This window comes from Cyanobacteriota bacterium (assembly GCA_025054735.1).
In the GTDB taxonomy this organism is placed as follows: Bacteria; Cyanobacteriota; Cyanobacteriia; order SKYG9; family SKYG9; genus SKYG9.
This window is the reverse complement of the sequence record JANWZG010000060.1, coordinates 1-12,610: the sequence shown is the minus strand read 5'-3', so window position 1 is coordinate 12,610 and position 12,610 is coordinate 1. Positions and strand designations below refer to the sequence as shown.

Annotated in this window: 9 protein-coding genes; 6 read left to right on the top strand and 3 right to left on the bottom strand. The window is 50.4% G+C overall.

Annotated features, from left to right (window positions below):
* Positions 1–839: 839 nt before the first annotated feature.
* Positions 840–3,605, top strand: coding sequence for a DEAD/DEAH box helicase (locus NZ772_04705; GenBank protein MCS6812859.1), 2,766 nt, complete (start codon positions 840–842; stop codon positions 3,603–3,605).
* 62 nt (positions 3,606–3,667) lie between these two features.
* Here the strand turns inward: NZ772_04705 and murG are convergent, their stop codons facing one another.
* From murG to NZ772_04690, 3 genes are all read right to left on the bottom strand, one after another.
* Positions 3,668–4,729: an undecaprenyldiphospho-muramoylpentapeptide beta-N-acetylglucosaminyltransferase gene (gene murG, locus NZ772_04700; GenBank protein ID MCS6812858.1), complete on the bottom strand. Its 1,062-nt coding sequence runs from the start codon at positions 4,727–4,729 to the stop codon at positions 3,668–3,670.
* Positions 4,730–4,843: 114 nt separating this feature from the next.
* The gene (locus NZ772_04695) at positions 4,844–5,164 is read right to left on the bottom strand and encodes an HU family DNA-binding protein (protein MCS6812857.1); all 321 of its coding nucleotides are present in this window, start codon (positions 5,162–5,164) and stop codon (positions 4,844–4,846) included.
* Positions 5,165–5,554: 390 nt separating this feature from the next.
* A complete protein-coding gene (locus tag NZ772_04690) occupies positions 5,555–6,256 on the bottom strand; it encodes an MgtC/SapB family protein (protein MCS6812856.1) in 702 nt (233 codons plus the stop codon).
* A 637-nt stretch (positions 6,257–6,893) separates the two neighbouring features.
* Here NZ772_04690 and NZ772_04685 point away from each other — a divergent pair.
* From NZ772_04685 to NZ772_04665, 5 genes are all read left to right on the top strand, one after another.
* Positions 6,894–7,598, top strand: coding sequence for a ferrous iron transport protein A (locus NZ772_04685; protein MCS6812855.1), 705 nt, complete (start codon positions 6,894–6,896; stop codon positions 7,596–7,598).
* Entirely contained in the window at positions 7,595–9,949 is a 2,355-nt protein-coding gene (gene feoB, locus NZ772_04680; protein ID MCS6812854.1) for a Fe(2+) transporter permease subunit FeoB, read from the top strand. The genes NZ772_04685 and feoB overlap by 4 nt, the downstream gene beginning before the upstream one ends.
* Positions 9,950–10,133: 184 nt before the next feature.
* Positions 10,134–10,361 carry a FeoC-like transcriptional regulator gene (locus NZ772_04675; protein MCS6812853.1) on the top strand — a complete coding sequence of 76 codons (228 nt, stop codon included), beginning with the start codon at positions 10,134–10,136 and terminating at the stop codon, positions 10,359–10,361.
* Positions 10,362–10,444: 83 nt separating this feature from the next.
* Positions 10,445–11,782: a DUF2252 domain-containing protein gene (locus tag NZ772_04670; protein MCS6812852.1), complete on the top strand. Its 1,338-nt coding sequence runs from the start codon at positions 10,445–10,447 to the stop codon at positions 11,780–11,782.
* Between the two features lie 72 nt (positions 11,783–11,854).
* A complete protein-coding gene (locus NZ772_04665; GenBank protein MCS6812851.1) occupies positions 11,855–12,442 on the top strand; it encodes a Uma2 family endonuclease in 588 nt (195 codons plus the stop codon).
* Positions 12,443–12,610 lie beyond the last annotated feature (168 nt).

The following is a 12,610-nucleotide window of genomic DNA, read 5'->3' as shown; positions in this document are numbered from 1 at the left end:
TCCCCCATCCCCTTCTGCTCCTAAAAAGGGATAAGGGGAACTAGATTCAGTCTTTTCTCCCTTTGGTCAAAGCTTTAGTAATTTTAGTAATGAGGGATTTAGGGCAAGGGTCTCTACTTGTTTATTAAGGCTAGCCGCCGTTTGATAAACTCCCTCCCCATACTGCGGCATGGATAAGCCCTAGCAAGGACTTGAGTCTTCACTACAAACTAATGGGTCATGTAGCTGGTTTTTGAGAATTGACAGGAGGCGACCGTTTACGTCTTATTGATGACGTTAAGGCTACGTTACTGCCAGTGACCCAAGGGAATAATTCTCAATTCGATTGCAATCTCGACGTTTCAAGAGGGCCAGATAGTTACTACCTAGCCCACCGAATCTAAACTGTCTGTATCGATCGTAGTTGCGACTTCAACTCTAGCACTACTGAAAACTCCGTTAGTCTGAATCAGCCCCAACTAGTGCACAGACGCTAGCTATTACGAACACAACGAGAACACACATGACTACTAATTCATTACTCTCTGACTTGTCCAGACCTACTGGCTAAGCTTCATCAAATCTTTAAACTTCTCAACGGCTAGAGTGGGGATAAATCGGGTTTTTCTCTAGACTGCATATACAATCGAGACTATGAGGGTAAGATGTGAAGGTCTAGCCATGGGCACTGGACGATCGCCAACGGCTGAATGCTCAATGTCCTGGTTATAGTCTTAGCAACCCCTCAAAGACTCCGTGGTGCCGAACCATGGCTAGTCTGTAAGGGTCACGTCACATCCCCCTGGAGTGACATTATGGATTGTGTATAAATTGTGAGTGCTTCTCCGGCTAAGTCATCCCTGAATTCAGATCTAGCTCCAGAGCTAGACCCAGCCAAGCTTTACCCCTTCAGCTTGGATGATTTTCAGCTAGCAGCGATCGCTGCCCTAAATGCAGGCAAATCTGTAGTTGTCTGTGCTCCCACTGGCTCTGGCAAGACCTTAATTGGGGAATACGCTATTCACCGAGCGCTAAAACGGGGTAAACGTGTTTTTTACACTACTCCACTAAAGGCGTTATCTAACCAAAAGCTGCGGGACTTTCGGGAGCAGTTTGGACACGATCAGGTAGGGCTGCTGACGGGAGACTTGACCGTGAATCGGGATGCACCAGTGCTGGTCATGACTACGGAGATTTTTCGTAACATGTTGTACGGAACTCCCATTGGTCAAGTCGGCACCTCCCTAGCAAACTTGGAGGCAGTCGTGCTGGATGAATGTCACTACATGAACGATCGCCAGCGGGGTACGGTTTGGGAAGAATCTATCATCTATTGTCCGTCCCAGGTGCAACTGGTGGCGCTGTCAGCAACCGTTGCCAACAGTGACCAGTTAACAGACTGGCTCTGTCAGGTACATGGCCCCACAGAACTGATTTATTCAGATTTTCGTCCAGTGCCGCTGGAATTTTATTTTGCCAATTCCAAAGGACTGTTTCCCCTGCTAACAGAGGATCACAAAGCGATGAATCCTCGCCTCAAACCTAAGAAAACCAAGGGGCGCAGCGATCGGCAACACCGGGGGCGATCGGAAGACATTCCCACCCTGCCCTTTGTGCTCAGCCAACTCCAACAGCGAGACATGCTGCCTGCTATTTATTTCATCTTCAGTCGCAAGGGCTGTGACCAGTCCGTTGCTGAGGTAGGCGACCTCTCCCTTGTACAAGGGGAGGAAGCTACGCGCCTCCGGCAGCAGGTCGATGATTTCCGTCAGCGCTATCCGGAAGCAGCTCGGTTTGGGCAAGTAGAGGCCCTGTATCGGGGTGTGGCAGCTCACCATGCTGGCATCTTACCTGCCTGGAAAGGCTTAGTAGAAGAGTTATTTCAGCAAGGGCTGATCAAGGTAGTCTTTGCTACAGAAACCCTTGCCGCTGGCATTAACATGCCTGCCCGTACCACAGTAATTTCTACCCTGTCTAAACGGACAGATACGGGGCATCGGTTGCTCCATGCCTCAGAATTTTTGCAGATGGCGGGGCGAGCTGGACGGCGCGGTATGGATAAGCTAGGGCATGTAGTTACACTGCAAACTGCCTTTGAGGGAGCTAAGGAAGCTGCCTATCTCGCCACTTCCAAAGCCGATCCACTGGTGAGTCAGTTTACTCCTAGCTACGGGATGGTACTGAACTTGTTACAGACCCATACCCTGCCAGAGGCCAAGGAACTGGTAGAGCGCAGTTTTGGTCAATACTTGGCTACCTTGCATCTACAACCTCAACGACAGGCGATCGCTAACCTAGAAGCTTTAGTCAACCAGTCTCGCCAAGCCCTGGCCAACGTTGACACCAAACTGCTGACCAACTACGAAAAGCTGCAAGAGCGGCTGAAGGAAGAAAAGCGGCTGCTAAAAACCTTACAGCAACAGGCTGGAGAACTCCATGCCAGCGACATTGCTAGAGCATTGCCCTTTGCCTTGGCGGGGACGGTACTCAGCCTTAAGGGTAAGCATATGCCAGTGTCTGAGCCATTACCAGCCGTATTAGTGACTAAGGTGAGTGGCTCTGGACAGTTTCCGTACCTCGTGTGCTTGGGGCAAGACAACCGTTGGTATGTTGTCACCGTTAGCGATGTGGTGGGCTTGCATGGAGAATTTCCCCGCTTAGCAGAAGTAGATCATCTTAATCCGCCCTTGGAGCTAGAGTTCAAACCAGGACATCGGCATAGCGGCGATGATCAAACCCACACGATCGCTTGTCGCATTCCCACGCCACCTCCGCTAGCAAACACTGCCCCTGAAGTCTATGCCCAATTGCAACGGGTCGCTGCCTGTGAAGAACAACTGAAAACTCATCCTGCCCGCCAGTGGGGAGATGTAGCCGCTTTACTCAAACGCCAGCGCCGCCTGCAAGATTTGGAAGATGAACTGGCTGATCGGCGTGCCAAGCTGGCCAGTGCCTCCCATCGCCATTGGCAAGAGTTCATTGCCCTGACCGAAATTTTGCAAGTGTTCGATTGCCTAGAGTGGATTCAGTCAGAGACGATCGCGCCTACAGACTCCCCAGCCGCTAATGGCATTAGCCCAGATGCTGATGGCTTGCCCGACAACGCTCTCTTAAAGCCCACAGAACTGGGGCAGACAATCGCTGCCATCCGGGGCGAAAATGAACTATGGCTAGGACTAGCCATTACCTCCCATCACCTAGATGATTTAGAGCCGCAGCAGCTTGCTGCTGTGTGTGCCGCCTTGGTGACCGAATCAGTTCGCCCCGATAGTTGGACAGACTATAACCCCTCTCCTGCGGTGGAAGACGTGTTAGAAAATCTTTGGAGTTGGCAACCTCGCCGCCAACTGATCAAACTGCAACGGCAGTACCAAGTTTCTCTGCCTGTCTGGTTAGAAACCCGTCTAGTGGGCATCGTCGAGCAGTGGGCCTTAGGTGCCGAGTGGAGTGAGCTGTGTGTCAACACTAACCTAGACGAAGGTGATGTCGTCCGCATGTTGCGCCGCACCCTAGACTTGCTCTCCCAGATTCCCTACGTGCCCTACCTGTCTGACACTCTGCGAGACAATGCCGATCGTGCTGCTTGCCTGCTCAACCGCTTCCCCGTCAACGAGCTGATTGAGTGAGCTGCTAGCCGCGATCGTGCGCTCTTTTACAACTTCACGACCCCTTTGTACCGCAATGATACTTAACTAATCACTTGCTCTACCAATTCTGCTAGTCGAACGGCACTATCTGGCACAGCCAGGGTTGCTGCATTGGCTGCCAACTGGGCTAACTGCTCTGGCGACTGAAGAAGATGTAGAACCTTTGATGCCAGTAGCTCTGGAGTTAGCTCGGCTTGAGAAAAGCTTTGGGCTGCCCCCGCTGACACAAATACCCGGGCATTATAGGTCTGGTGATCGTCGGCAGCGAAAGGATAGGGAATAAGAATAGAAGGGGTATGGGTGATAGCCAGTTCGGTCAGGGTGCCCGCTCCAGCACGACTAATGGCTAGGGTTGCCCGCTTCAGTAAGCCAGCCATGTGATCATAGAAGGGCAGCGCTATGTAGTGGTCATGGGTAAAGCTACCTGCATCGCGATCAGTCTCCCCCGTTAGGTGCACAATCCATGCACCAGCCTCTAGCCATACTGGAGCCGCCTGCCGTACTAGCCGATTGACTGCTACTGCACCCTGACTACCCCCCACCACTACAATTAAGGGCACATTTTCAGGAATTGCTAACTCTGCTAGCGATGACTCCTGCACAGAGGTCAAAAACTGCGATCGCACTGGTGTGCCTAGACAAATAGTTTTCGCCCGGGGCAGGTAAGCAGTGGCAGCCGCAAAACCCACCGCTACAGTCGTACAAAAGGGACTCAACCAGCGAGTTACCTTTCCAGGCAAGGCATTGGACTCGTGCAAGATCGTCGGTAGCCCCAGAGACCAAGCCGCTAGAATTGCCGGGGCAGCAATGTAGCCTCCGGTGGTGAATACACCTGAAAACTTGCCCTGCCGTAGCAAGCGCCTGACCTGACCAATAGCAGCTAGTAACTTGAAGACAACCCGCAACCTATGCAGGATAGATTTCTTCTGGAAGCCCTCAACTTGAATGACATGGAGAGGATAGCAATCAGGCACCAGCCGCGTTTCTAAACGATCAGACACGCCCAACCACTCGATTTGCCAGCCAGCCAGTTGCTCAGCCACCGCCAAAGCCGGAAACACATGACCACCCGTGCCACTAGCCGCAATTAGAAGTCGTTTCATAGGGAATGCAACCCATCACCTAAACCCCTAAATCCTAACTAAAAAGGGACATGCGATCGCACATCCCTAGAGATTATTCCCACTGGTTAGTAGTTGACAGGTGCTTGTCGATCGTTACTTTTTCTTGCCTTTGCTTTTAGTAGCTGGTGCCGCCTCTTGGTCAGGAGCAACTTTTTCCTTAAACAGCTTACCCGCCGAAAAAGCAGGAACCCGTGTCGCAGGAATCGTCATCTTATCGCCAGTTTGGGGATTGCGTCCTTCGCGAGCTTGCCGATCTCTGGCTTCAAAGGTGCCAAACCCTACAAGCGTGACCCGATCGCCGCCAGACACAGCCTCAACGATCGTGTCCAAAACCGCTGTGAGCACTGCATCTGCATTCTTTTTGGTTACAGTGGTTTTCGCTGCGATAGCATCAACTAGTTCACTTTTGTTCATAAAATCAATCTTGAAATCCGTGGATGGTTGACCGTGATTATAATTCAGCAGTTTTTTCCTGTCTATAAAAATCTTCTTTTTCTAGGACAATTTTTAAGTAACGAATCATTAAATTGATAGCAATTATCCGTAAACCCCAATTTTATATAACTGAAACTAATCATTCACTCCAATGATTAAACTTGCAGATCATCAGTGACGAGCTAATCACGAACAATGATTTTGGTAAAAAAATTCTGACGACTAAATCATCTGAGTTCTTGATAGGGAAGGGAGGCTAAGTAAGCCAAAGATTGAATAAACTACGTCAATAACACTCGCCGATGTCATGATCTAGAAGCATTTTGGCATTGCTGACTAGGAAGTGAAAGCTTGCCAAATTGATGGGGTTTAACCAAATTCCTGTTCAATAATGCGCCACCGGATTGCAATCACCCCTGGCTCTAGACTCAGACGACTGACCATTTGCTCTAAAAATGCATCATTGCGTTCTTGGGTTACAAGTTCTGCTTCTACGCTGACCCGATCGGGTGTATCTTCTAAATCTTCGCTATAGAGCGATCGTAGCCGCAGATTTCCACCTACCACCGCTTGCAGCAACAACGCTCGGATATGCGACTCATCTTGAGTGCGACAGACCACATCACAGCGGTAACACAACTCCAGTTCAGTACCCTTAAGAGGTTGTTGATTAATGCGATAGCCTAACGGACGCAACAGCAAGTTAGCAGCCAGCACCGCAACCGTACCAACTCCTGCATGGAACAGTAGCCCTGCACCAGCCAGCGAGCCGATCGCAGCCGCACACCACAAAGTTGCTGCTGTATTCAGCCCACGCACCGTCAACCCCTCTCGCAAAATCACACCGCCACCCAAAAAGCCAATACCCGACACTACCTGAGCAGCGATCCGGGTTGGACTAGAATCACCAGGCGTAAGCACAGAAAGCATCACAAACAAGGCTGCACCCGTTGCCACCAAAGTATTAGTTCGCAATCCAGCCATGCGCTGCCGCCACTGACGCTCTAACCCTAGGGCTGAACCCAGCAGAAATGCCACGGCTAGGCGAAGGACAAACTCGATCGAGGTCATGCTGGTAAATCCTCAACGGTTAGAAGGCAATCTCAGAGAGAGACTAGCCCACTAGAAACAACGTAGTAACCCACTAACGTCTTGAATACTTGAACAGTAGTGCTCAGCAGAGCAAGTGCAAACCTATAATACAATCCCCGCTTAAGCAAACGCTAGGGCAGTAATACAACTAGGTCATCTAAATTCCCAAGATCTAAATTCCCAAGAATTATGGTGCTGTGACATTGAAGTGATGCTTTGCGACGAGTACTTGCCAAAACGGAGATTGGTAGTTTGGCGCTCAGGCATCCGACTCTCAAGCCTAGATTTATGGGACAAGTACTACAGTCATAGCCCAATTTCTTAAGGGTTCGTGAAAATTGAGGCGACATTCCAACTTCAGTGGAATTATTAGGAATAAATTGCATTAGATTATCATTTACTCTTGCAAGAGTAAAGACGATTGTAATGTAGTAATCATCTATACTTATATTGTGTATTTGAGCAGGCAGCTAGTATTTTGGCCGTTAGGAAGAATCTAGATGTCACAACAACTAGCTTCTACAAAAAACTAGAAGGTGTCAGAAGCGCTGAGTTTTGAATTCGGTTAATGCAATTATTTTTTAGTAGATTTATTGTCGCTTATGAGAACATTTCTATGTTAGGTAAAGATTCTCAGATTAACCATCCAGCAGTTGATTCGCAATCCTCTAGTTGGCAGGGGTTTGTGTATGTCAGTGAGGCGGTCACAAACCCATCCAGCGGGGTAGGAGTGGCTGTTGAGGGTCTAGCAAATTCTCCAGACGCAACTGTTTTTTCTCTGTCTGAGGCGCAGGTAGGCGATCGCGTCCAGATAGTTGCCCTCAATTGTGGAGAGGCAAACAATCGTCTCATGGGGATGGGATTCATGCCCAACGTAGTTCTAGAGGTCATTAGTTGCACTGCAACAGGTTCAGTTGTGGTTGCTCTCCAGGATCAACGGTTGGGCTTGGGTGCAGAGATGGCACACCAAATTCAAGTGATGCATGTAAAAGCGTCGCTGAACGAATCTTCCAACCCTTCGGTTTCCCCTTCTACAACAAGGATAGCAACCATGCAACCAACCCCTCAGGTGCCTATGGTCAAGCTTCGGGATGCGGCGATCGGTTCTAGGCTACGAGTAGTGGGCTATGAACCAACTGCACGGGACTATAAGCGCAAACTGCTGGCCATGGGGTTAACACCAGATACTGAGTTGCGCGTAACCCGCCATGCACCCCTAGGTGACCCCACTGAAATTGAAGTCCGTCACTTTCACTTGAGTTTACGCAAAGATGAAGCCGATGCTCTAATTGTGACACCAGTTACGGGAGAGGAGTCATGACACAACTGACGATCGGGTTGGTGGGTAACCCCAACTGTGGCAAAACTACGCTATTCAATGCCCTGACTGGAGCTAACCAGCGCGTGGGCAACTGGCCTGGTGTGACAGTCGAGCGCAAAGAAGGCAGCTATCGCTCGCAGGGTCAGACTGTAACTGTAGTTGACTTGCCCGGCGTTTATTCGGTAGATGCAGAAGATACCACCACAGGGCTGGATGAACTAGTGGCGAGGGACTACCTGCTTTCCGGTGAAGCCACTGTGATTGTCAACATCGTGGATGCTTCTAACCTGGAACGAAACCTTTACCTCACCACCCAGCTCCTGGAAATGGGCGTACCAATGATCGTCGCACTTAACATGATGGATCTGGCAGCAAAGCGGGAAATTCGCATCAACGTCCAGTTATTATCCGAGCGATTGGGATGCCCAGTGATTCCCCTGTGTGCCCATACCGGCAAGGGAGTGATGCAGCTAAAAGCGGCCATCCATCAGGCGTTAACCCAGCCTACTGTTCCCAGTACCTATGTTGCCTATCCTCCAGTGATTGAGGAAGCATTGGCTGATTTAATGCCAGGGCTACAAACGCGGGCAGTTGCCCATCCCGCAGCTATCCGCTGGTTTGCATTGAACCTGTTGCAGTATGACGATCGCCACCTGCCCGATCTAGGGCAAGACACCCTGCGACAGATTGCTGAGCATCGTCATCGCATCCACCAAACCCTAGGAGAAGATACCGATTTACTGATTGCAGACAGTCGCTACACCTGGATTCGGAGCATTATTCAGGGTGTGACAGAACGAACTCATCTGGTGCAAAAAACCCTGTCCGATCGCATTGATCAGGTGGTGCTCAACCGCTGGCTGGGAATTCCCATCTTTTTAGTGGTGATGTATCTCATGTTCCTCATTGCCATCAATCTAGGGGGAGCATTTATTGATTTCTTCGATATTGGCGTGGGCACCGTCGTTGTCGATGGCACAGCCCATTTGCTGCAACGGATTAAAGCTCCAGGATGGCTGATTGGGCTATTGGCCGATGGTGTAGGCGGCGGAATTCAAACTACCTCGACCTTTATTCCACAAATTGGCTTGCTGTTTATTTTCATTGCCCTCTTAGAAGACTCTGGCTATCTGGCGCGGGCGGCTTTTGTCATGGATAGGCTGATGCGATTTGTGGGGCTGCCGGGTAAGTCCTTTGTGCCGATGATGGTGGGGTTTGGCTGCAATATTCCTGGGATTATGGCTACCCGGACACTGGAGAATCGGCGCGATCGTCTCCTAACTATCATCATGAATCCCTTTATGTCCTGTGGTGCCCGCCTGCCAGTCTATGCCTTGTTCGTTGCTGCATTCTTTCCCACCAATGGGCAAGATATTGTCTTCCTGCTCTATATTCTAGGGATTCTAGCGGCGGTGTTCACTGGGTTTCTGATGAAGAAAACACTATTTCGTGGGGAAGTAGCTCCTTTTATCATGGAGTTACCTCCGTACCATATTCCCACCATGAAAGGTGTTCTCATTCGCGCTTGGGATCGGTTGCGGGCGTTTATTACTAGAGCTGGCCGGATGATCGTAATCATGGTGGTGATTCTGGGATTAGTCAACTCCGTAGGTGTGGATGGCTCCTTCGGGAAGCAAGACAGCCAAGACTCGATTCTCAGTGCCTTTAGCCGTACCATTACTCCCATTTTCACCCCCATGGGAGTTCGGTCGGAAAATTGGCCTGCTACAGTGGGGCTAATGACGGGGGTGTTTGCCAAAGAGGTGATGGTCGGTACCATGGATGCTCTCTATACTTCCCTAGCCCAGGAAGCGGCTGGCAGCGCTGGCGATGAAGCCTCGGAAGAATTTGACTTCTGGGGCGGCATCCGGAAAGCCTTCGCCAGTATTCCAGCAAATTTGGCAGACTTAACGAATCAGGTGTTAGACCCAATTGGTCTAAGCATTTTGAGCAATGCTGACAATCCACAAGCTGCCGCTGAAACCCAGGAAGTCCACTACACGACTTTTGGCCAGATGGCGACACGATTCGGCAGTACCACAGCGGCGATCGCCTTCCTCCTCTTCGTCCTGCTCTATTTTCCCTGTGTTTCTGCCACAGCCGCTGTCTACCGCGAAACCAACCTAGGATGGACAGCTTTTGTTGCCTGTTGGACGACTGGGCTGGCCTACTGGGTGGCCGTATTCTATTACCAGTTCATGACTTTTAACCAGCATCCAGTTCGTTCTATGACTTGGCTAGTTGGATTGGCTCTAGTGATGGTTGGAACCGTGGTGGGGCTGAAAATGTTTAGCGATCGTCGCCGTCCTCAGTTTCAGCGCCTAACTTCACCAAACACCCTAGCTCATTGATTACCCAGTTAAGACAGGGGTACGCAGATAAGACCAATTTCTGCAACTACAGCTACAGATTACTGATGGTGAAAACTGAAGTCCTGACTACAAACGTAGCTACTTGAACCTAGGTTGAGATGGCTAGTGAAACTTGCAAAGCAAGCATTAGTCAACTCCCTCTCTTCCCTCCTCCCTCTTCCCTATGATCCTGCAACAGATTCAAACCTACCTCTCTAATCATCCTCAAGCCTCCCTAGAAGAGCTATCTCGTCAGTTCCAAACAGATACGGATGCTATGCGAGAGATGTTAAATCGGCTCATTCGCAAAGGGCGTGTGCGCAAACTAGTCAGTAAACCTTGTGCTCAGTGCCATAGCTGCGCCCCAGAGAGTTTAGAGTTTTATGAGTGGGTCAGGGTTGACCCAGATTAATGCTGCTAACGGCGATAATAGGGTCAGCAGTGCTTAACTGCCTAGAAATGTGGTTCACTGTTGAAAGAGCCAAGGAGCCTATAATGTCGCCAGAAGATCGCCAAGCTGCTGGGAGAGCACTGCGTCAAACCATACCCCGATCGGCCCATCGAGACTGGCAGCCGAAGAGCGACCGTCCCCACCCCCTAGATTTACTCGCAAAATCCAACCAGCAGCGCATTCCAGACCTAATTCCCATTCGCCATTGGCGGATGATGCAGTCTCCCTTTACCTTTTTGCGCGGCAGTGCCATTATTATGGCGGCAGATTTAGCGACCACCCCCACGACGGGCATTCAAGTTCAAGCCTGTGGTGATTGCCATCTGCTTAACTTTGGCGGATTTGCCACCCCAGAGCGTAACCTCATCTTTGACCTGAACGACTTTGATGAGACCCTCATGGCTCCCTGGGAATGGGACGTAAAACGGCTGGTCACTAGCATCATCCTGGCTGGTCGAGAGTTACAGTTATCAGATCAAGCTAGTTCAGAAGCAGCGCTAGCGGCTGCCCGAGCCTATCGGTTGGCGATCGCCCGCTATAGCCAAATGCGAACCCTAGAAGTTTGGTATGCCCGGCTGGATGCTAATTTGCTGATTGAACATGCACCCGATGAAGACACGCGCAAACACTGGGAAAAAATGGCCGCCAAGGCATTTAACCACACACTAGACCAAGCAGTATCCCAACTAACCACTCTCACTGGTGGGCAATATCGCTTTATCGACAATCCTCCCTTGCTGTATCATCCATCCAATCAAGCCGAGTATTTTGAGCAGATCAGCATCCTGTTTGAGCAATATCGGGACACACTTCAGGTGGATCGCCAGTTCTTGCTTGATCGCTATCGCCTTGTGGATGTCGCTCTGAAAGTTGTGGGCGTTGGCAGTGTAGGCACCCATTGCGGCATTGTCCTATTGCTAGACGACAACAATGATCCGTTGCTACTCCAATACAAAGAAGCCCGCCCTTCTGTACTGGAACCCTACGCAGGCAAAAGTCCCTACCCCCACGAAGGGCAACGTATTGTCAGTGGACAGCGCTTGATGCAGGCAGCTAGCGACATTTTTCTAGGCTGGACGACTAATGTGCAAGGGCAAGACTTCTACTTCCGGCAACTTAAGGATATGAAAACTGCCATCAAGCTCAAGGGTATGTCTGCCCGCAGTTTGGAAGATTATGCCGAGATTTGTGGTTCCGCCCTAGCCCGCGCCCATGCCCGCACGGGAGACTCGGCTCTAATCAGCGGCTACCTGGGCAAAAGTGATGTCTTTGATCAGGCAGTAACAGACTTTGCCATCGCTTATGCATACCAAGTGGAGCAGGATCATCGGCTATTAGTAGAAGCAGTGCAGTCTGGCAAAGTTGAAGCAAAACCAGGCTAAGCTAGACGCCTTTAGGCACGTAAACCCTGTGGCACAATAGCAACAACTCTTACCAAAGCGAGGAGATGTTCTGTGAATAGGTACACGATCGCCCTCAAAGATGCCATTTCCATGACTGACGAGCAGTTCTACCAGCTTTGCCAGAACAATCCAGACCTGAAACTTGAACGCAATGCCCAGGGAGATTTAATTATCATGCCTCCGACGGGTGGTGAAACTGGACGACGCAACGCTTCTCTAATATTCCAGGTGTATAGCTGGAACGAGGCAACTCGTTTGGGTGTCGTCTTTGACTCCTCTACAGGGTTCAAACTGCCCAATGGTGCAGACCGTTCTCCCGATGTAGCTTGGGTACGGCAAGACCGCTGGGATGCCCTCACTCCAGAGCAACAGGAAAAATTCCCCCCCCTCTGTCCTGACTTTGTGATTGAGCTACTGTCACCTTCAGATACCCTAGAGGATATCCAGGCCAAAATGCAGGACTACATCGACAGTGGCGCTAGGCTGGGTTGGCTGATTGCGCCTAGCCTGCGGCGAGTGGAAATTTATCGTCCTGGCCAGCCCGTAGAGGTGCTAGAGGCACCCACTTCCCTGTCAGGAGAAGCCGTACTGCCGGGATTTATACTGATGCTGGACTCCATTTACCCTAGAAGTTGCTAGCCTCGAAAAGCAAACCCGCATCATTGATGCCCTCGAAGCTGCCTATAGCCTGAGCCTACCCCTCGAAAGCTTCTAAGGGGTGAATTTGTCGGATCAAGCCTTAGAACAGGTATCTATCCAGGAACAATCGGTTTTCGGGTTTTCTGTGCTTCCAGTGCGAGAACTTAA